The 19,751-nt window shown below is 59.5% G+C and carries 18 protein-coding genes; 4 read left to right on the forward strand and 14 right to left on the reverse strand.

The window, feature by feature from the left end:
- Positions 1 to 9: 9 nt before the first annotated feature.
- The 7 genes from GPL81_RS26225 to GPL81_RS26255 all read right to left on the reverse strand — a co-directional run bounded on the left by GPL81_RS26225 (position 10) and on the right by GPL81_RS26255 (position 6,726).
- Positions 10 to 882: a branched-chain amino acid aminotransferase gene (locus tag GPL81_RS26225; protein WP_160109084.1), complete on the reverse strand. Its 873-nt coding sequence runs from the start codon at positions 880 to 882 to the stop codon at positions 10 to 12.
- 31 nt (positions 883 to 913) lie between these two features.
- Positions 914 to 2,266, reverse strand: a complete 1,353-nt coding sequence (locus GPL81_RS26230) for a KamA family radical SAM protein (protein ID WP_160109085.1) — start codon at positions 2,264 to 2,266, stop codon at positions 914 to 916.
- A gap of 30 nt (positions 2,267 to 2,296) precedes the next feature.
- Complete coding sequence (gene yfcF, locus GPL81_RS26235; RefSeq protein WP_160109086.1) at positions 2,297 to 2,941, reverse strand: glutathione transferase; 645 nt, start codon at positions 2,939 to 2,941, stop codon at positions 2,297 to 2,299.
- 279 nt (positions 2,942 to 3,220) lie between these two features.
- The gene (locus tag GPL81_RS26240; RefSeq protein WP_160109087.1) at positions 3,221 to 3,688 is read right to left on the reverse strand and encodes a cupin domain-containing protein; all 468 of its coding nucleotides are present in this window, start codon (positions 3,686 to 3,688) and stop codon (positions 3,221 to 3,223) included.
- A 71-nt stretch (positions 3,689 to 3,759) separates the two neighbouring features.
- Positions 3,760 to 4,254 (reverse strand): RidA family protein, encoded by a 495-nt coding sequence (locus GPL81_RS26245; protein WP_096513366.1) that lies wholly within the window; start codon positions 4,252 to 4,254, stop codon positions 3,760 to 3,762.
- A 48-nt stretch (positions 4,255 to 4,302) separates the two neighbouring features.
- Positions 4,303 to 5,583 (reverse strand): biotin carboxylase, encoded by a 1,281-nt coding sequence (locus GPL81_RS26250; RefSeq protein WP_160109088.1) that lies wholly within the window; start codon positions 5,581 to 5,583, stop codon positions 4,303 to 4,305.
- Between the two features lie 42 nt (positions 5,584 to 5,625).
- Entirely contained in the window at positions 5,626 to 6,726 is a 1,101-nt protein-coding gene (locus GPL81_RS26255; RefSeq protein ID WP_160109089.1) for a hypothetical protein, read from the reverse strand.
- Between the two features lie 148 nt (positions 6,727 to 6,874).
- On the opposite strand from GPL81_RS26255, the gene GPL81_RS26260 reads away from it, so the two are divergent.
- A complete protein-coding gene (locus GPL81_RS26260; RefSeq protein WP_160109090.1) occupies positions 6,875 to 8,293 on the forward strand; it encodes an aminotransferase-like domain-containing protein in 1,419 nt (472 codons plus the stop codon).
- Between the two features lie 441 nt (positions 8,294 to 8,734).
- On the opposite strand, the gene cyoE is transcribed toward GPL81_RS26260, so the two are convergent.
- The 7 genes from cyoE to hmpA all read right to left on the reverse strand — a co-directional run bounded on the left by cyoE (position 8,735) and on the right by hmpA (position 16,380).
- A complete protein-coding gene (cyoE, locus tag GPL81_RS26265) occupies positions 8,735 to 9,622 on the reverse strand; it encodes a heme o synthase (protein ID WP_150769487.1) in 888 nt (295 codons plus the stop codon).
- 11 nt (positions 9,623 to 9,633) lie between these two features.
- Positions 9,634 to 9,972, reverse strand: coding sequence for a cytochrome o ubiquinol oxidase subunit IV (gene cyoD, locus GPL81_RS26270; RefSeq protein WP_096513371.1), 339 nt, complete (start codon positions 9,970 to 9,972; stop codon positions 9,634 to 9,636).
- Complete coding sequence (locus tag GPL81_RS26275) at positions 9,973 to 10,599, reverse strand: cytochrome o ubiquinol oxidase subunit III (protein ID WP_096513372.1); 627 nt, start codon at positions 10,597 to 10,599, stop codon at positions 9,973 to 9,975.
- 3 nt (positions 10,600 to 10,602) lie between these two features.
- Positions 10,603 to 12,633 carry a cytochrome o ubiquinol oxidase subunit I gene (gene cyoB, locus GPL81_RS26280; RefSeq protein WP_096513373.1) on the reverse strand — a complete coding sequence of 677 codons (2,031 nt, stop codon included), beginning with the start codon at positions 12,631 to 12,633 and terminating at the stop codon, positions 10,603 to 10,605.
- A gap of 3 nt (positions 12,634 to 12,636) precedes the next feature.
- Positions 12,637 to 13,572 carry a ubiquinol oxidase subunit II gene (cyoA, locus tag GPL81_RS26285; RefSeq protein WP_160109091.1) on the reverse strand — a complete coding sequence of 312 codons (936 nt, stop codon included), beginning with the start codon at positions 13,570 to 13,572 and terminating at the stop codon, positions 12,637 to 12,639.
- 825 nt (positions 13,573 to 14,397) lie between these two features.
- Positions 14,398 to 14,907, reverse strand: coding sequence for a disulfide bond formation protein B (locus GPL81_RS26290; RefSeq protein WP_160109092.1), 510 nt, complete (start codon positions 14,905 to 14,907; stop codon positions 14,398 to 14,400).
- Between the two features lie 291 nt (positions 14,908 to 15,198).
- Positions 15,199 to 16,380 carry an NO-inducible flavohemoprotein gene (gene hmpA, locus GPL81_RS26295; RefSeq protein WP_160109093.1) on the reverse strand — a complete coding sequence of 394 codons (1,182 nt, stop codon included), beginning with the start codon at positions 16,378 to 16,380 and terminating at the stop codon, positions 15,199 to 15,201.
- A gap of 156 nt (positions 16,381 to 16,536) precedes the next feature.
- On the opposite strand from hmpA, the gene norR reads away from it, so the two are divergent.
- The 3 genes from norR to GPL81_RS26310 all read left to right on the forward strand — a co-directional run bounded on the left by norR (position 16,537) and on the right by GPL81_RS26310 (position 19,674).
- Positions 16,537 to 18,087: a nitric oxide reductase transcriptional regulator NorR gene (norR, locus tag GPL81_RS26300; RefSeq protein WP_160109094.1), complete on the forward strand. Its 1,551-nt coding sequence runs from the start codon at positions 16,537 to 16,539 to the stop codon at positions 18,085 to 18,087.
- 198 nt (positions 18,088 to 18,285) lie between these two features.
- Positions 18,286 to 19,188: a chemotaxis protein CheV gene (locus GPL81_RS26305; protein WP_096513379.1), complete on the forward strand. Its 903-nt coding sequence runs from the start codon at positions 18,286 to 18,288 to the stop codon at positions 19,186 to 19,188.
- Positions 19,189 to 19,191: 3 nt separating this feature from the next.
- Positions 19,192 to 19,674, forward strand: a complete 483-nt coding sequence (locus GPL81_RS26310; protein ID WP_160109095.1) for a GNAT family N-acetyltransferase — start codon at positions 19,192 to 19,194, stop codon at positions 19,672 to 19,674.
- Positions 19,675 to 19,751: the final 77 nt, after the last annotated feature.

Raw genomic sequence — 19,751 nt, forward strand, 5'->3', positions numbered from 1 at the left:
GGCGGTTGATCAGGCGTTGACGGTTGAGGTGTAAGCGGCAATCAATTCGCGGCAAGCGATGCCCGGTCGGTAGCGCTGTTCATCGATGCTCTGCACGGGAGTGATTTCGGCGGCGGTGCCGGTCAGAAAACACTCGTCGAAGTCGCCGAGTTGCGTAGGCAAAATCGTCGTCTCGATCACCTGGTAATCCAGGGCCCTGGCCAGTTCGATGACGGTCTGACGGGTAATGCCGTCGAGGAAACAATCCGGCACCGGCGTGTACAAGGTCCGACCTTTGGCGAAGAACACGTTGGCGCTGGTGGCTTCGGCGACGTGGCCCCGCCAGTCGAGCATCAACGCATCGTGATAGCCGTAGTTTTCCGCGTCGTGCTTGCTCAGCGTGGCGATCTGGTAATGCCCCGACGCCTTGGCTTCGAAGGGGCTGCTGCTCGGTGGCGGGCGGCGCCACGTTGCCGTCTTCAGGCGAATGCCGGCCATGCGTGCCGCCGGATCGAAGTAGCTCGGCCATTGCCAGCAGGCGATCGCCACATGCACGCGGTTGAAACGCGCCGAGGTGGAAATCATCTCGCTGCCACGCCAGGCCACCGGCCGCAGATAACCCTCGACCACCTGGTTGCGTTGCAGCAATTGGTGGCTGGCCGCTTCCAGTTCGGCCGGTTCAAACGGGATGGCAAAATCCATCAGTTGCGCCGAGCGATACAGCCGCTCGGTGTGCTCGCGCAACTTGAAGACCTTGCCGTAGTACACGCGCTCACCTTCATACACCGTGCTCGCGTAATGCAAGCCGTGGCTCAGCACATGCAGGCGCGCCTGGGACCATTCGACGAACTCGCCGTCGAGCCAGATCCATCCTTCGCGTTGATCAAACGGGATACTGCTCATGTCCTTGTCTCCCCAATACTCAAGCGTCGTCCTACGCCGTTTGCAGCAGCACCGGTATCAATTCCGGCTTAAGTGCCAGCAACAGCTCAGGCTCGTTCTGAAAGAAAAATGCTCGTTCGCCAAACGCCGGGCGCAACTCGTCGAACCAGGTTGCCTGTGGATCAAAGCGCGCATAGAAGGTACGCAAGACCCACTGCGGGTCCCGGGCCTGGAGGAACTGCAGCACGAAGACTTTTTCCCCGGCGACGGTCTCGATGCCGTTGATCAATACCTTGCCGTAGAAGGTGCTCATGGAGGGCCCGCGTACCGTGCGCGCCAACCCGGACACCGTGCGATACGCCGCCTGAAAGATCTCGAACGCCCGCGCCAGCGGCATCGCGAAGTAATGGCTGGGGCCGGTATCGCGCTCGACGAACATGTAGTACGGCACGGCCCCAAGCCGTACGCCTTCGCTCCACAGCTCGGCCCAATCTGCAGGGTTTTCATTGATGTGGCGGATCACCGGCGCCTGCATGCGCAGGGTGGCGCCGGTGGAACGAATGCGTTCGACCGCTTGCCGGGCGATGTCCTGGCGGATCTCAACCGGGTGGTTGTAGTGGCCCATGATCGACAGGTTTTTCCCGGCCGCGACGATCCGCCGGAACAGATCGAGCAACTCGGGCGCGTCCTTGTCGCTGACAAAGCGCTGCGGCCAATACGCCACGGACTTGGTGCCGATGCGGATACTTTTCAGATGTGGCAGTTCCAGCAACGGCTCGATGTATCCGGCCAGCGAACGGGTGTTCATGATCAGCGGATCCCCGCCGGTGATCAGCACATCGGTCACTTGCGGGTGCACCCGCAGGTAACTCACCAGCTCCTGGGATTCCCGTGCGTTGAACTTGAGCTCTTCCTCACCGATGAACTGTGCCCAGCGGAAACAGAAGGTGCAGTACGCATGACAGGTCTGACCGGCACCGGGAAAAAACAGCACGGTCTCGCGGTATTTGTGCTGAATGCCCGGCAGGACTTTTCCGTCGAGGGTGGCGTTGTTGTGTGTCAGCTGCCCGGCCGGATGGGGGTTCATGCGCAGCCAGATCGCTTCGATCCGCCGCTTGATGGCAGCGGCGTCATCCTGTTCGATCAATTGCTTGAGCGATGCATATTCGTCTGGCAGCAGCATGTCCTTGTGGGGAAAGGTCATGCGGAAAATCGGATCGTCCGGAATGTTGTTCCAGTCGATCAGCGTCCCCAGTACATAGTCGTTGGTGCGAAATGGCATGACCCTGGCCACGACGGTCATGGCTTCCTGCAAGGCCGGCGTCAGCTGGTGCCAGTACGGCGTGTCACGGATGGTGCGTGAGTTATAGGGTTTGTATCTTTCCTGCTCCGACATTCCCTGCATGGCAGCGCTCCTGGTGTTGGCTGGCAGTTGTCACTGGATGGCTGGCGCTACGCGCTCTATGTCCATCCATGCCCGAACGCTGTCGCGATCCCACTGGCGGTGTACATAGGCCGCGAGTCGCGCAGGCACCGGATCACCATTGGCGACCAGTCGGTTGAGCATGATTGCCAGGTCGGTGTCGGCAATGCTCCAGTCACCGAACAGATGCTCGGCCCCCTCTTGCAGCAAGCGGTCCGCCACAAAGAACAAGCGGTCGACCGCGGCACGGGCTTCATCGGAGAGCGGGTTGTCTTTCTTGCCGAAGTACACCAGGTCAAAGGGGCGCTCTTTGCGCACCACCAACAGATCGCTGCGCAACCAGGCCTGAAGCTGACGGGCACGGGCGCGCTGCCTGATGTCTTGGGGGAACAGTTTTTTGGTCCCTGGTGATAATTCATCCAGGTATTCGGCGATGGCGGAGGATTCCGACAGGGCAAAATCTTCATGAACTAACGTTGGAATTTTATTGGTCAGGGAAAGATCATGATAAGTCGCTTTATAATTCTCCCGCGCTTTCAAATTCACAGTGACCAACTCGAATGAAAGTTGCTTTTCTTTCAACGCCACAAATGCCGACATCGCAAAAGCACTGACAAAATCCGCGCCAACATACAATTGCAGCCTCGTACTTTCCATAGAACGCTCCCTTGCACTAACCACATGAATCCGTTGCATTGGAAGCGATCGTATTAAGTTGAATAAACGCTGAACAGATACAGAAATTATCTGTTTCTACGGATACAGAAAGTTGATGACGCAGGGAAATCTGCGCCCCTGTAGGAGCGAGCTCGGCTCCGGGCGGCGTTCCGACGATGGTCGCCAACGATAACGCGGGAAGCCTGACAGCCCGCGGCGTCTTCGATTTCATCGCGAGCAGAGCTCGCTCCTACAGGGGTGGGGGAAATTTGGGGAGGGTCAGCCCGTGGCGGCTGCCAGGTTGGAGAGCATCGCCATTTGCGGCATGTTGCTCATGTTCAGCATGGCCAGCGGCTCCGTGGCGCTGGTGTTGACGAAGCCATGCCGGGTCCAGGCCGGCACCAGCAACACGTCGCCTGGCGCGACGTTCACGGCATCGGCATCGCCCAGGGTCAACGCGCCGCTGCCGGACTGAATGATGAACAGGTGCCACCAGGAATGTGCATGGCCATTGAGCTGCGCGCCGGGTATCAACCATTGCATGGACACTGCCATTCCCGGCGTCAACCTGCACCCTTCGAGGCTATTGTCGTGGGCCAGCGCGACAATATCGACCTCGCTGTGCGCAAGGCTCTGGCGCATGTCGGCAAGTTCACCTTGTTTCCACACGCGCGCACTGACAGGCGGAGACTGCAAACTCTCGCGAAAGTCCTTATAAGAAAAAAACTCACCTTTAGTATTATTCATCCGCGAATCCCGACTTACTGGCCATTTAAGTAAGCAGACACTAGATAAACAATAACGCCCTGTAAAGCCACTTACAGAACCGAGGGCCGCAATGCCGCGATCATATCAACTTCCACGGCAGCATTTTTCGGTAACTGATAAACACCCACGGTGGTTCTTGTATGTTTCCCGGCATCGCCCAACACATGACTGAAGACATCCGAGGCACCGTTGGCCACTTCGCTGAGATCGACAAAGTCCGCCGTGGATTTCACGTAGACCGTGACCCGGATCAGCGATTTGATTTTATCCAGTGAACCAATGGCATCGACCATCAGTGCCAGGCCGCGCATCGCGCTGATGCTGGCCGCCGCTTGCGCATCCGCCAGGCTGAGGTCGAGCCCGACCCGACCGGGGTAGTGAATTTTGCCGTTCATGCGCGGCACCATGCCGCTGATATACAGTTCGTCGTGATGGCGAATCAGGGGGGCGTAATGACCGCCGGCGGTGTTTTCGCCGTAGATGTCATAACCGAATTCCCTTGCGAGGGCGATGAAGCGTTCATCACAGGTCATGTGTTCAATCATTTTCCAAATCCTCTTGATCAATACTGCAAAAAACATCGATCCCCGGGCTTAACCCACGGCTCTCACGGGCGGTGCCAGGCTGGTGATCCCGACCCTTGTTTCGATGGCCTCGGCCAGGCGTAACAGGTCATTGCTGAGCTGCCCGTAGTGTTCGTTGAACAACACGATGTGGCCGATAAACGAGAAGTTGTCTTTCACAAGCGCACTGACTGAATCACCGACGCGCTTGGCGAAGGTGGCTTCCACCACTTCGATGTCCAGCACGCGGGCCAGGGCTTCGATATCGGGCGTGGAGCGCAGGATTCCACCCGCCGGCGCCCTCAGCAGACGAATGCCGCAATAGCCGCGCGGTACCGGTTCGTGGTGCTCGATCCGGCCTTCCACGGCCCAGCGCACCCAGCGCTCCCACGGGTTGAAATCGACGAAGGCGCGCTTGGCCAGGTCCCAGATGTGCATGCCACCGGGACGCATGTTGGTTTCCACGGCCGAGGTCAACTGGTCGGCCCTGTGGAACACTTCGTTGTGCCACGCGCCGTTGTTCTGGGAGACCAGGCCGGCCATATGCCGACCGGCAGCCATCAATCGGGTCTGCACATCCGCCGGCAGCGGCGCGGGCACCACTTGCTGGATTTCGGCACGATAGGCGCCTTCGGTGGTGGTTTTCTCGGTGACCCAGGTGCTGCCGGCCACGCAGTCCCAACTGTATTCCCGGGCGTCCTGGATTAACTCTTCGAGGACAATGCCGCCCTCGCGGTAAGGCTTGAGCGCGTGCCAGGCCTCATCGCATTCCGACGGGTGATGGATCACGCGGCAGCCGCGGCTGGCACCTTCACAGGCCGGTTTGATGAAGGCCTTGCCACCCAGTTCGACCACCCGCTGGCGCAGTTCCGGCAGGCTCTCGACCCGCCCGGAAACCACCGGCCGATAATCTTCCGGCGACGTTGCAGCCGTCGCTTCGAGATGGCGAAAAACCTGCTTGTCCAACCCTGCCCGCGCCTCGGCGCGGGTGATGCCGGGCAAACCGAAGTGGCCGGCCAGGGCCGCACCGAGCAAGACACCGCGATCGGAAAACGGCAGCACGCCGATCAGTTTCCAGCGGTCGCCGCTCAGGCAGCCGACCACCAGTTCAAGGGAGGCCGCCACGTCCTTTTCGGCCAGCGATGTGCTGCAGACGTGATCGGCCACCTGCTCGTCATGGGGCTGAATCTGCTCGACCAGCAGAATCAGCCGGGCGTTGTAGAGCGACTTGCACAGGTCGCGCAACTTCTGGATGTCGTGAACCCGATTGCCGTTGTACCCGACTACTACTACACATGAAGTCGTATTCATGATGCCCTCGACCTGCAAAGTGAAAACCCAAGCTGCGATGACTCAGTCGTGCAACGACGCACTGGATTTACGGTTGAACCAGTACCAGGCCAGGATCCCGCCGGCACCGATGACCGCCAGCACCAGGGCGTTGTACGGCGCCGGCACGACCCGCATGACCAGCACCGTCAACCCGGCACCGACGCCCAGGGATACCTCCTTGACGAACATGTTGTTCTGCTTGACCGAGAAGTAGTCGAGGTAGCTGAAGGCGCATTCGGCGAGCGACAGCAGCGCCACCCAGATCAGCGCGCCGACCAGGGTTTCGACATGGAACGCGGCCGGTGACGACAGCACTGCAAAACCACCGACGATAATCCCGATCACCGCGACGACCTTGAAGCGCCCGGTGCGCTCGATCAGCTTCATCATCGGCACCTGGGCGAACACCACCACGGCGCTGTTGAGGATCAGCATCAGGCCGTACCAGGCCGGCAGTTCACCGGTCTTGAGCAGGATCGCTTGGGGCAGGATCGAGAACACCCCGAACAACTTGATGCCCATGATGATCCCGGCGATCACCCACGGCAGTTTGTTGCGCCAGCCGCTGCCGTCGTGGCGGACCGGGCTGGCCGCCACCGGTTCCGAGGTGAAGGTCGCCCCCATGGCGATGGGCAGGCACAGCAATACGAAGCTCGCGGCGCCGAGGAAGAACATCGTCGGAGTCAGCAGCGGCGACAGCAGGATCAGACCGGCCAGCAGGCTGCCCATGTTCATGGCCACGCGGTTGTACGCCGCGCCTTCCTTGGTTTGCGCCGCTTCGCTCTTGATCAGGTAACCGGCAATCGCAATACCGTAGGCAAACAACGCCGCCGCAAACATCACAACACCCTGGTTGCTGGTGACGGCCAGCAGCACCAGCCCGAGGGAGGCGCAGAGCAGCGTCACGCTCAGGGAGCGGCGCCCCAGGACCAGCAAGGTCAGCGGCAGCAATAGCAGCAAGGCCCTGTAACCGAGGGCCAGGATGCTGTTGGTCGCGGTGTCGAGCCAGACGTTGGCCTTGCCCAACACCGCGAACAACGACACGGCGGTGATGATCCGGATCATGAACAGGCGGATATTGATCACCGGCTTGGCAACGGCGACCGTTGTTTGAACACTCATGCAGCACCTCTGGAACCGGCGATTGTTCAGGCGCCCGGCGCGAACAATCAGGAAAGTCTGTAAGGTGATGGTAGAGAGGGACGCTTGATTTCATCAGAGCAAGTTCGTATAGAATCAAACGAACTTTACTGCCGGAGAGACCAGTAAAATGCAGGTGCAGCGCGCAGTGATCGCCGCCATCGAGTTCCAGCCGGGTGTGCCGCTGGTCCAGCAGATCGTCGATCAGTTGTCGGTGGCGATCAGCCAGGGCGGCCTGCCTCACGGCTCGCGGCTGCCACCGATTCGCGAACTCTCCGAGCTGATGAACGTGGGCAAGTCCACGGTGGTGGATGCGCTGGACCGCTTGCGGGCCAAGGGCCTGGTGGTTTCACGACAGGGCTCTGGACATTACGTGCACCGCTCCAGCACCACCCTCAAGACCGATGCGGTCCCTGACCTGCAACCTCAGGACACGCTGAGTGTGGTCCGCCGCGCGGTGCTGCAGGACATTGGCGCGCTACGCCCCGGCGCCGGTTTCCTGCCCTCCTCGTGGCTGCCTGCAGACGAATTGCTCAAAGCCGTGCGCGGCACGCTTCGCGCCACCTCCCTGCGCATGGGCGAATACGGCGTCGCCGCCGGTTACCTGCCGCTGCGCGAGGCATTGCGGGTCAAACTGGCGACCCTGGGCATCGAAGTGCCCGTGGAGCAGATCGTCACCACCGCCAATACCGTGCAGGCCATCGACATGCTGATGCGCCTGCTGGTCAAGCCCGGCGACACGGTGCTGCTCGACGATCCGTGTTACTTCACCATGCATACCAACCTGGCCCTGCATGGTGCGAAGGTCATCACTATCCACCGGGGCTTTGACGGCATGGACCTGGAAGCCTTCGAGCAACTGGTGATCGCCCATCGTCCCGTGCTCTACCTGACCAACAACACCCTGCACAACCCGACCGGGCACTCGTTTTCCCCGGCGCAGGTCTATCGCTTGCTGGAGTTGAGTCACCGTTATGGCTTTCACATCGTCGAAGACGATTTGTATTGCGACATGCAGCAACGAACGTCACCGCGCCTGGCAGCGGGCGGGCTGGACAATGTCAGCTACGTGTCCGGTTTCTCCAAGACCCTGACGGCGAACTGTCGAGTCAGCTATGCGGTGCTTTCGCCGCAACTGGCGGCGCGGATGGTCACCCTGAAAATGGCCTGTGGCGGCATGACGTCGGAGCTGGCGGAACAGATTATCTGCACGATGCTCAGCGATGGCAGCTACGCCAAACATACCCGGCGCACGGTGGACAGGCTTTACGAGTCGAGCAGCCGGGTGGCGAGCTGGCTGGTGGAAGCCGGTTGCTCGGTGTCGTCGCTGCCCCATGAAGGGTTGTACATCTGGACGCGCTTACCCGAAGGGTTTCACGCCGAAACACTGGCGAGGAAAGGCCTGGAAATCGACCTGGTGCTGGCCCCCGGCACCCTACTCAGCAAAGCGCCGGACGCCAGCCATTTCCTGCGCTTCAACGTGGCGCACAGCGACAACACCCAGGTGCGCGAGCGGTTCTTGCGATTGCTCGACACTCCTCAAAAATAACGGATAACGCCGGTAACTGTGGGAGCGGGCTTGCTCGCGAAGGCGGTGTGTCAGGCGACATTGATGCTGGATGCGACGGCCTCTTCGCGGGCAAGCCCGCTCCCACAAAGACTCCATTCAATGCGCCAATGACTGGCGGCATGACAGTCGACCTATTTGGGAGTCTGTACGCATTTCCCCTGTGGGAGCAAAGCTTGCTCGCGATAACCAAGTTCGATCCAGCATCAGTGCCAACTGATCCACCGCTATCGCGAGCAAGCTTTGCTCCCACAGGAATCTTCCACAGGGGTTCAGCGTTGTGCGGATAATTGGCGGCAACACCGACCCAGTGTGGGAGTGAGCCTGCTCGCGAAAGCGGCACCTCGGCCCACCAGAAACCCCCAACAAAAAACCCCGCACCTTCTCTCAAAGGGCGGGGTTTTTCGTTACAGCATCCGACGCTTAAGGCGCGTACGTCAGCAACAACTCGGTCGGCACTTTGAAGTCCAGGGACATCATCACGCTCAACGCGGTAATGGTGAAGATCGAGAACACGAACAGCTTGCGTGCCCAGACCGTGTCATCCACTGCCTTGTAGCCGGTCCAGGCCATGTACAGCCAGTACATGCCCATGGCCGCGGCGACGGCGAGGTAGCTCATGCCGGCGTAGCCGCTGAAGGTCAACATCAAGGTCGCCACGAGGAAGGCCAGGATGTAGATCAGGATGTGCTTCTTGGCCACCTGGATTCCGCGCTTCACCGGCAGCACCGGAATCGATGCGGCCAGGTAATCGTTGAAGCGGAAGATCGCAATGGCGTAGGAATGCGGCATCTGCCACAGGCTGAACATCACCAGCAACGTCAGTGCGGCCATGTCGAAGGTGTTGCTCACCGCGACGTAGCCGATCACCGGCGGCATGGCGCCCGACAGGCTGCCCACCAGCGTGCCGTGAACCGACTTGCGCTTGAGGTACAGGCTGTAGAAACCGACGTAGATAACGAAACCGATCACTGCGAACAGCGCGGCCAACGGGTTGGCCACCTTGTACAACAGCGCAACGCCGGCGACACCCAGGACGGTCGCATAGGCCAGGGCCAGTTTCAGGGAGATGAGGCCCTGGACCAGCACCCGGTTCTTGGTGCGTTCCATCTTCAGGTCGATGTCGCGGTCGATGCAGTTGTTGAACACGCAACCGGAGGCGACCACCAGGGACGTGCCGATCATCGCGGCCAGGAAGATGGCCAGATCGACATGCCCTTTGGAGGCCAGGAAAAATCCGCCTGCCACAGAAAGCACGTTACCGAAAATGATCCCCGGTTTGGTGATTTGGATAAAGTGCTTAAAGGACATCCGGACTTACCTCACTTCGCCATCATGAACGTGTGGATGCTGAACATGATCCAGATCGACAGACCAACCAGCAGGGCAATCACGATCGCGGCAAAGACAAACGCAATCACGTTGTTACGCTGCGCCTGCGAACGATCCAGGTGCAGGAAGTACACCAGGTGCACCAGCACCTGGATCACGGCGAAAGCCACGACGATCAACAGAGTGATCGACTTCGGCAACGTCGGGTACATCACCAGACCGAACGGAATCAGGGTCAGGATGACCGACAGGATGAAGCCAATGCCGTAGGACTTGACGCTGCCGTGGCTGCCGTCGTCGTGGCCATTGTGGGAATGAGCGTTAGCCATTTACATAGTCCCCATCAGATAAACAACGGTGAATACGCAGATCCACACGACGTCCAGGAAGTGCCAGAACAGGCTCAGGCAGCTCAGACGGGTCTTGTTGGTCGCCGTCAGGCCGTTTTTCTGCACCTGATACATCATGATCGCCATCCAGATCAGACCGCTGGTCACGTGCAGACCGTGGGTACCAACCAGGGTGAAGAACGCGGACAGGAAGCCCGAACGGTTAGGGCCGTAGCCCTCGGAGATCAACATGTGGAACTCGTTGATTTCCATGCCGATGAAGCCGGCACCGAACACGAAGGTCAGGGCCAGCCAGCCCAGGACCTGCTTCTTGTTACCACGGAAGAACGCCAGCATGGCGAAGCCGTAGGTGATCGAACTGAACAGCAGCAGAGCGGTTTCGCCCAGTACGTATGGCAGTTCGAAGATGTCGTGGCCCGACGGGCCACCCGCTACGTTGTTAACCAGTACCGCGTACGCTGCGAAGATCGACGCAAACAGAATGCAGTCGGTCATCAGGTAGAGCCAGAAACCGAATACGGTCATCTCGCCCGAGTCGTGGTGATGGTCATCATGCCCATGTCCATCGACATGGGTGTGTCCAGCATTGGTCACTAAGTTCGACATGGTTTAAGCCTGTTCCAACGAGGTTTCAACACGGGTGGCAGTGGCTGGGACTTTCCCGGCCTTGACCAGACGCTTGTGCTGCTCGGCTTCGATGCGCTCGATCACGTCGACCGGCACGTAGTAGCCTTGATCATCACGGGCCGCGTGGATCACGAAGTAGATCACGGTGCCGGCCAGACCAGCGATCGCCAGCCACCAGATGTGCCAGATCATCGCGAAACCGAACACGGTCAACAGAGCACCCATGACCACACCGGTCGCAGTGTTGTTTGGCATGTGGATCGGTTCGTACTTGGCCGGAGCCTTGTACGCGGTACCGTTTTCCTTGGCTTCGGTGAACGGATCGACCACGTCGGCTTTTGGCAGTACAGCGAAGTTGTAGAACGGAGGTGGCGACGAGGTCGACCATTCCAGGGTGTGTGCATTCCACGGGTCGCCGTGTTCGCACATGTTCTCTGGCTTGTTGCGGTCACGCACACTCACGTAGAGCTGGATCAGCTGGCAAGCGATACCGACAGCGATCATCACCGCACCGAACATGGCAACGTACAGGTACGGTACCCACTCAGGGTTGGTGGTGGCGTTCAGACGACGGGTCATGCCCATGAAGCCCAGTACATAGAGCGGCATGAACGCGACGAAGAAGCCGGTGATCCAGAACCAGAATGCAGCCTTGCCCCAACCTTCGTGCAGCTTGAAGCCAAACGCTTTCGGGAAGTAGAAGCCGAAACCAGCGATGTAACCGAATACAGCACCACCGATGATCACGTTGTGGAAGTGCGCGATCACGAACAGGCTGTTGTGCAGAACGAAGTCAGCACCCGGGATGGCCAGCAGTACGCCGGTCATGCCGCCGATGGCGAAGGTCACCATGAAGCCCAGGGTCCACATTACCTGGCTGGTGAAGCGCAGACGGCCCTGGTAGATGGTGAACAGCCAGTTGAATAGCTTCACACCCGTCGGGATGGAAATCAGCATCGTCGCCAGACCGAAGAAGGCGTTGACGCTGGCACCCGAACCCATGGTGAAGAAGTGGTGCAGCCAAACCATGAAGCCCAGGATCGAGATCGCGCCCGATGCGTAGATCATCGAGTGGTGGCCGAACAGTTTCTTGCCCGAGAAGGTCGAGATGACTTCGGAGAAGATACCGAACGCCGGCAGAATCAGAATGTAAACCTCGGGGTGACCCCAGGCCCAGAACAGGTTGACGTACATCATTGGATTGCCACCAAGTTCATTGGTGAAAATGTGGAAATCCATGTAACGGTCAAGCGTCAGCAAAGCCAGGGTAGCGGTCAGGATCGGGAACGAAGCCACGATCAGGACGTTGGCCCAGGTGCAGGTCCAGGTGAAGATCGGCATGTCCATCAGCTTCATGCCTGGGGTACGCATTTTCAGCACGGTCGCCAGGAAGTTAACCCCGGTTAGCGTTGTACCCAGACCCGATAGCTGTAGCGCCCAGATGTAGTAATCCATCCCCACGCCAGGGCTGTATTGCAGGCCCGACAGCGGCGGATAGGCAACCCAACCGGTCTTGGCGAATTCGCCGACGCCCAGGGACAGGTTGATCAGCACCACGCCGGAAACCAGCAGCCAGAAGCTCAGGGAGTTCAGGAACGGGTAGGCAACGTCACGCGCGCCGATCTGCAGCGGCACTGCAAGGTTCATCAGGCCGGTGAAGAATGGCATCGCCATGAAGATGATCATGATCACACCGTGAGCGGTGAAGATCTGGTCATAGTGTTCAGGTGGCAGGTAGCCAGGCGAACCTTCGGTGGCCATGGCCAACTGGGTACGCATCATGATGGCGTCGGCAAAGCCACGCAGCAGCATGACCATGGCGACGACGATGTACATCACGCCGATTTTCTTGTGGTCGACCGACGTCAGCCACTCGGTCCACAGGTACGTCCACTTCTTGAAATAGGTGATTGCAGCGAACAACGCCAGACCACCAAGCGCGATCATCGAGATGGTGACCATCACGATCGGCTCGTGGAACGGGATCGCTTCCCAACTTAATTTACCAAACATCGTTTACTCCTCTGCCCCGGCAGCTGAATGCGAGTTCATGTCCGTAGCGGCCACTTCTTTCTCTTTCTTCTCGTGGTGCACCTTCGGACCTGGTTTCATGCCTTCGTACTTGTCGACGATGATCTGGAACAGGTTCGGCGTAACCGAGGAGTAGAGCTCGACTGGGTTGTTCTGGCTCTGCTTGGCAAGAGCTGCGTATTCAGCCTGTTCAAGCTTCTTAGGTGCCTTTTTGACTTCACTTACCCAGGCGTCGAATTCTTCCTGGGTAGTCGCGGTCGCTTTGAATTTCATGCCGGTAAAGCCAGCGCCGCTGTAGTTGGCGGAGATACCGTCCATTTCAGCGTTCTGGTTGGCGATCAGGTGCAGCTTGGTCTGCATGCCCGCCATCGCGTAGATCTGGCCGCCCAGCGCAGGGATGAAGAACGAGTTCATCACAGCGTCGGAGGTGATCTTGAAGTTGATTGGCGTGTGCGCCGGGAACACGATCTTGTTGACCGTGGCAATGCCTTGTTCCGGGTAGATGAACAGCCACTTCCAGTCCAGCGCGACCACTTCGATGGTCACCGGCTTCACGTCGGATTCCAGCGGACGGTACGGGTCCAGGGCGTGGGTCGACTTGTAGGTGACGTAACCCAGGGCAATGATGATCATGATTGGCACAGCCCACACCGCGATCTCGATCTTGGTGGAGTGGTTCCACTTCGGCGTGTAGGTAGCGCTGGTGTTGGACGCGCGGTATTTCCAGGCGAACAGGAAGGTCATCACGATGACCGGAATCACGACCAACAGCATCAGCAGCGTTGCGGTGATGATCAGGTTTCGCTCGTCCAGGCCCACCTGGCCCTTGGGATCGAGCAAGGTCATGTTGCAGCCTGACAGCAGCAACGTGCCGATCAGCGGCAATAAGCCTAGTAGTCTGGGGTACCTGTTTTTAATCATCTCACGACCTCTAAAGCAGCTTGCGCCATGCAGTTGGGTTTTGATCGCCAACACTTCACCCTGCCAAGGGTTGGCATTTTTCTTGGATTGAATAAGGGCTGGCCCGTCGAGCGTCAGACGCGTTTCGACAAATCCTGGGCTAGCGTGAGTTCTTATTCGAATTCGTGGTCAAAGGCCTTGTTACAGACCAATTCCATTTGGTGCGGATAGTTGGAGGCACCGACACCTGGGCATCGCCTGAAGCCGCCCGGCCTCTCGACACCCTGTTCCTGCCCAAACACCTGGTGGGCGTGAGCAGAGCCGGGAATTCAGTGCGGGCGATTGTAGTTATGTAGCGTTTTTTAAACCATGTCTCATCCCGAAATAATTTATATCCCGCCCCGCAACAATCCTTAACACAACTCGTAAAAATGGCGCATCTTATCGAAATTGATTCTCAACAAAAACACCAAAAATAGTAGGCCTACCATCCGCAATTCAGACAGCATCGAAGCCTCGGCTGCTGCGCTCGATACGGCGGTAGCCCCCATATGGCAAGGGCTCTGGCAAATTGCCAGAGCCTGTTAAAACTGCCTGCTCCAGCGTGGCGAGGGTCAAGTGGCCATCCTGAAAAACAGGCCAATTTCATTGCGTACCCACGTACCAATCCGATGCACTGAAAGCCGGTGCGACACTCAAGATGTGACAACATGTCGCACACTTGCCACACCCTTCGTTGCCGCCTGTCACGGACTTTTTACCTGGCCTCTGAAAATGCAAAAACGCCCCGGTCCTCTGTTCAAGGACCGGGGCGTTTTTGATGTCACAGCGTTGCCGCCGATGACCTCAGCGTAGCGCTTTGCGGTTACGCACCGTGAGTAGCGGCACCAGCACCACCACCAACACGAAGGCGACCAGCGCCCACTGTGCCAGCGACAATCCGAGGATCGGCGGGTACGGGGTGGAGCAGAAGCCGTCGACCTGGAAGCCCAGCGGGAAGATCTTCGCCAGCGGCAAGCCATCGACAATCGGCTGCAGCACGTCGATGCCGCAACTGACCGCCGGATAGAACTGCGTAAAGACGTGATGCCCCGCCACTCCCGCGCCTGCCAGCGCGCAGATCACCACCAGGGTTTCACACACCGTGATGCTGCGACGGCTGCGCATGGCCGCACCGACAAAAGCGAAGATCGCGATCAACAGCAAGGCATAACGTTGCAGGATACACAGCGGGCATGGCGCCTCGCCCAGCACGATTTGCATGTACAGCGCACCGCCGATCAGCGCCAGGCAGATAACGCCCAGCAACACCAGATAGCGCCGTTCACGGCCCAACCGCATGGTTTCCTCGCTCATCGTGTTTCCCTTCAATATATCGATTGCCCGCCAGTCTACACGCTGACCTGAATCTTTGAGAGCCCGGCGCGTGGTGGGGGGATGTCGGGGAAATAGACGATAGGCGGGTTAAGAAGGGATTAACTTTTGTGCGTTTTTCAAATCAAGACCGAGGTAATGCAATCGCGGGCAAGCCTTGCTCCCACAGGGTTAGTGTCAAACCAGATAGATGAGTACGACACAAACCCTGTGGGAGCAAAACTTGCCCGCGATGAGGGCGACGCGGTGAGACTGGCTCACCGCGCCCAACCTTTACTCCAGCGCCGCAGCCGGGCCGAAGAACTCGTAACGGCTTTGCTTCTCAGGCACACCCAGCGCCTTGAGGTGACGTTTGATCGCGGCCATGAAGCCTTTCGGGCCGAGGAAGTAGGCATCCACGTCGCGCTCAGTGGGCAACCACTCGCCCAACTGTTCCTGGCTCAACAACCCGACCTTGTGCGCCGCCGGGCTCACACCGTCGTCTTCGGCATAGCAGTAGAAGCGCTTGAGTTGCGGATGACGCTCGGCCAGCCCGTCGATCCAGTCACGGAAGGCATGAACGCTGCCGTTGCGGGCACAGTGGATAAAGTGCACCGGCCGCTCGGTTTCCAGCGCCGCTTCGAGCATCGCCAGGGTCGGCGTGATGCCGACGCCGCCGCTGATCAGCACCAGCGGTTTGTCGCTGGCGGTCAAGGTGAACTCGCCCGAAGGCGGAAACAGCTGGATGCTCGCCCCGACATGCAATTGATCATGCAGGTGGTTGGAGGCACGGCCGCCGGTTTCACGCTTGACGCTGATGCGGTACTGGCCTTTGTTCGCCAAGGCCGACAGCGAATAGTTGCGACGGATTTCTTCGCCATCGAGGATCAGTTTCATGCCGATGTACTGGCCCGGCTCTGCCGCCAGAATCGGGCCTTTGTCGGCAGGTTCGAAGTAGAACGAGGTAATTTCCGCGCTTTCCTCGACCTTGGCCACCACGACGAAATCCCGCGCCCCGCGCCAGCCGCCCGGTGCCTGTTCTTTCTGGTCGTAGATGCTGGTTTCGGCACCGATCAGGATATCGGCCAGTTGGCCGTAAGCCGCGCCCCACGCTGCGATCACTTCCGGGGTGGCGATCTCTTCGCCCAATACTTCAGCAATTGCACGCAGCAGGCAGGAGCCAACAATCGGGTAGTGTTCCGGCAGAATCTGCAGGGCAACGTGCTTGTTGATGATCTTGGCCACCAGGTCGCCCAACTGGTCGAGCTGGTCGATGTGGCGTGCATACATCAATACGCCATTGGCCAGTGCGCGTGGCTGGTCGCCGCTGGCCTGGTGGGCCTGGTTAAACAGCGGACGGACTTCCGGGTACTCGGACAGCATCATGCGGTAGAAATGAGTGATCAGCGCTTCGCCACCGCTTTCCAGCAGCGGCACAGTGGATTTGACGATGGCACGGTCTTGAACGCTAAGCATAAAGTGACTCCTGAGCAACGAGATTTTCCCAACGATTGCCCTATGCTTATCAGTTTCCGTGCCAAATAAATTATCGATATAAATCAATAACTTAACAACAAGATAGTCATATCGACACAGGTTGCTTTATAGTCACACCGACTACATGGAGTCACTATGACTGCAAAATCCCTGCTTACCGCCCTGTTGCCACTGGTCTCGGACCTGTCCCGCGAACTCCCCGAAGGCGAGCGCTATCGACGCTTGCTCGAAGCGATGCGCGCCCTGCTGCCCTGCGATGCGGCCGCCCTGCTGCGCCTCGATGGCGAGTGGCTGGTGCCGCTGGCCGTCGACGGCTTGAGTACCGACACCCTTGGTCGCCGCTTCAAGGTCAGTGAACACCCGCGCTTCGAAGCGTTGCTCAGCAGCCACGGCCCGACCCGCTTCGCCGCCGACAGCGACATGCCCGATCCCTACGACGGTCTGGTTGAAGGCCTGGACGACCATCTGGAAGTCCACGACTGCATGGGCTGCCCGCTGTTCATCGACGAGCGTCCATGGGGCCTGTTGACCCTCGATGCCCTCGATCCCGGGCAATTCGAACCGATCGAATTGGACGCCCTGGAAGCCTTTGCCAGCCTCGCCGCCGCCACAGTGAATGCCGCCGAGCGCATCGAGCGCCTGAACAATCGCGTCGAAGATGAGCACCAGCGCGCCGAGGTCTACCGCCAGGCCAGCGGCCAGCAGAACCGCGAAATGATCGGCCAGAGCAAGGCGCACAAACGGCTGGTGGAAGAGATCAATCTGGTGGGCGGCAGCGACCTGACCGTGCTGATCACCGGTGAAACCGGGGTCGGCAAGGAACTGGTGGCCCAGGCCATCCACGCCGCCTCGCCCCGGGCCGACAAGCCGATCATCAGCCTCAACTGCGCCGCGCTGCCTGATACGCTGGTGGAGAGCGAGTTGTTTGGCCACGTGCGCGGCGCCTTCACCGGGGCGATGAATGATCGACGCGGCAAGTTCGAACTGGCCAATGGCGGCACGCTGTTTCTCGATGAAGTCGGCGAACTGTCGCTGACGGTCCAGGCCAAATTGCTGCGCGTACTGCAAAGCGGTCAGTTGCAGCGACTGGGTTCGGACAAGGAACATCAGGTCGATGTACGGCTGATCGCGGCGACCAACCGCGATCTGGCCGAAGAAGTGCGCAGCGGCCGCTATCGCGCCGACTTCTATCATCGCCTCAGCGTTTACCCTCTATTAGTGCCGGCCCTGCGTGACCGTGGCCGCGATGTACTGCTGCTCAGCGGCTACTTCCTGGAACAGAACCGCTCGCGCATGGGCCTCAACAGCCTGCGCCTGAGCAGCGACGCCCAGGTGGCGTTGCTGGCGTACGACTGGCCGGGCAACGTGCGGGAACTGGAGCACTTGATCGGCCGGAGTGCGTTGAAGGCCCTGGGTAACTGCAAGGAACGGCCGAAAATCCTTAGCTTGAGCGCAGCCGACCTGGACCTGCCCAACGGCAGTGTCGAAGTCGCCGCCGAGCAGCCGGCTGCGGCCGCTGTGGCGTTGGTGACCGGGGATTTGCGCGAGGCCACTGAAAACTATCAGCGCCAGTTGATCGGTGCGTGCCTGGAGCGGCATCACCATAATTGGGCGAGCGCGGCGCGTGAACTAGGCCTGGATCGGGCGAACCTTGGGCGGATGGCCAAAAGGCTGGGGATGAAGTGAGGACCTCTTCGCGAGCAGGCTCGCTCCTACAATAGATTGTGAGCGCTCAAAAAACCTGTGGGAGCAAGCTTGCTCGCGATGGCGGTCTACCATTCACCTGATTTGCTAAAGCCTGCCCCCAACAAGTCGATAACCCGGCATTGATAGCTTTTGGCGATCCTCGCGGTCGCCCATCACCTTTTTCCACAGAAGGTACTTATGTCTTCCACCAAAGGCCGCGCGGATTCACTTTCGCTTCTGCTGTTCACCTTGCGCAGTGGCAAGTTGATGGCGATCAACCTGCTCAAAGTCAGTGAAATCATCCCCTGCCCGCCGCTGACCAAACTGCCGGAATCGCACCCCCACGTAAAAGGCATCGCCACCCTGCGCGGCGCCTCGTTGTCGGTGATCGATCTCAGCCGCGCCATCGGCGAGCGCCCGCTGGAAGATCCGAACGGAGGCTGCCTGATCGTCACCGATGTCAGCCGCTCCAAACAGGGCTTGCACGTTCAGGCCGTCAGCAAGATCGTCCACTGCCTGACCACCGACATCCGCCCGCCGCCCTTCGGCTCCGGCGGCGTGCGCTCGTACATCACCGGCGTGACCTCGGTGGATGGCACGCTGGTGCAGGTGCTGGACATCGAAAAAGTCATCCATGGCATCGCTCCGGTGCAAATCGACATGGCACCGACCGAGCTCAGCATGGAAGACGCCGAAGTGCTGGGCAATGCGCGGATTCTGGTGGTCGATGACAGCCAGGTGGCGTTGCAGCAATCCGTGCATACCCTGCGCAATCTCGGCCTGCAATGCCACACGGCGCGCAGTGCCAAGGAAGCCATCGATTGCTTGCTGGACCTGCAAGGTACTGCCCAGCAGATCAACCTGATCGTCTCCGACATCGAAATGTCCGAAATGGACGGCTATGCCTTCACCCGCACCCTGCGCGAAACCCCGGATTTCGCGCACCTCTATGTGCTGCTGCATACCTCGCTGGACAGCGCGATGAACAGCGAAAAGGCCCGCTTGGCCGGCGCGAACGCGGTGTTGACCAAGTTCTCTTCGCCGGAACTGACCAAATGCCTGATCGACGCGGCCAAGGCTGTGGCCGAACAAGGACATTGAGGCTTGGCCGGGGACTATTGCTGGCTGATGCGGCGCGACCTCGCCGAGGTGGTGCCCGCCATCCGCTGGCCATCCGGCATTCAATTGACCCACTATCGTCCTGAACTTGCCGCTGCCGTGCATCATTTGATGGAGTCGGGTTACAGCGACGGTGGTGGTCGCGTGCCGGAATCGGCGCTGTGGCAGCGTCAGTTCGAGAGCGACCCCGAATACGATCCCGAGCTGTGCTTCATCCTGCTGGATGCCGACGGCGTGGTTGCGGTGTGCCAGTGCTGGACGAGTTCTTACATCAAGAATCTGGTGGTGCATGCGCGAGTCCGACAACAAGGACTGGGTCGCGCGCTGCTGTTGCATGCTTTCAAGGTGTTTCAGCAGCGCCGGGAAGGGTTTGTGGATTTGAAGGTACTGGAAGACAACCTGCGGGCGCGGCGGTTGTATGAGCGTGTCGGGATGTATGCGGTCCGCCGGGAATTGGTTCCCGCCTGACCCACCGCCATCGCGGGCAAGCCACGCTCCCACAGCAATATTTGTAAACGACGCGAAACCTGTGGGAGCGTGGCTTG

This window comes from Pseudomonas izuensis, assembly GCF_009861505.1.
Classification (GTDB): Bacteria; Pseudomonadota; Gammaproteobacteria; order Pseudomonadales; family Pseudomonadaceae; genus Aquipseudomonas; species Aquipseudomonas izuensis.

Bases quoted from the DNA above. Each gene is read 5' to 3' on its own strand.
- GPL81_RS26255 (WP_160109089.1), bottom strand. From the start codon at position 6,726: ATGAGTGTTCAAACAACGGTCGCCGTTGCCAAGCCGGTGATCAATATC.
- GPL81_RS26250 (WP_160109088.1), bottom strand. From the start codon at position 5,583: ATGAATACGACTTCATGTGTAGTAGTAGTCGGGTACAACGGCAATCGG.
- GPL81_RS26245 (WP_096513366.1), bottom strand. From the start codon at position 4,254: ATGATTGAACACATGACCTGTGATGAACGCTTCATCGCCCTCGCAAGG.
- hmpA (WP_160109093.1), bottom strand. From the start codon at position 16,380: ATGCTTAGCGTTCAAGACCGTGCCATCGTCAAATCCACTGTGCCGCTG.
- cyoE (WP_150769487.1), bottom strand. From the start codon at position 9,622: ATGTCCTTTAAGCACTTTATCCAAATCACCAAACCGGGGATCATTTTC.
- cyoD (WP_096513371.1), bottom strand. From the start codon at position 9,972: ATGGCTAACGCTCATTCCCACAATGGCCACGACGACGGCAGCCACGGC.
- GPL81_RS26260 (WP_160109090.1), top strand. From the start codon at position 6,875: ATGCAGGTGCAGCGCGCAGTGATCGCCGCCATCGAGTTCCAGCCGGGT.
- norR (WP_160109094.1), top strand. From the start codon at position 16,537: ATGACTGCAAAATCCCTGCTTACCGCCCTGTTGCCACTGGTCTCGGAC.
- GPL81_RS26225 (WP_160109084.1), bottom strand. From the start codon at position 882: ATGAGCAGTATCCCGTTTGATCAACGCGAAGGATGGATCTGGCTCGAC.
- GPL81_RS26290 (WP_160109092.1), bottom strand. From the start codon at position 14,907: ATGAGCGAGGAAACCATGCGGTTGGGCCGTGAACGGCGCTATCTGGTG.
- cyoB (WP_096513373.1), bottom strand. From the start codon at position 12,633: ATGTTTGGTAAATTAAGTTGGGAAGCGATCCCGTTCCACGAGCCGATC.
- cyoA (WP_160109091.1), bottom strand. From the start codon at position 13,572: ATGATTAAAAACAGGTACCCCAGACTACTAGGCTTATTGCCGCTGATC.
- GPL81_RS26275 (WP_096513372.1), bottom strand. From the start codon at position 10,599: ATGTCGAACTTAGTGACCAATGCTGGACACACCCATGTCGATGGACAT.
- GPL81_RS26240 (WP_160109087.1), bottom strand. From the start codon at position 3,688: ATGAATAATACTAAAGGTGAGTTTTTTTCTTATAAGGACTTTCGCGAG.
- GPL81_RS26305 (WP_096513379.1), top strand. From the start codon at position 18,286: ATGTCTTCCACCAAAGGCCGCGCGGATTCACTTTCGCTTCTGCTGTTC.
- yfcF (WP_160109086.1), bottom strand. From the start codon at position 2,941: ATGGAAAGTACGAGGCTGCAATTGTATGTTGGCGCGGATTTTGTCAGT.
- GPL81_RS26230 (WP_160109085.1), bottom strand. From the start codon at position 2,266: ATGCAGGGAATGTCGGAGCAGGAAAGATACAAACCCTATAACTCACGC.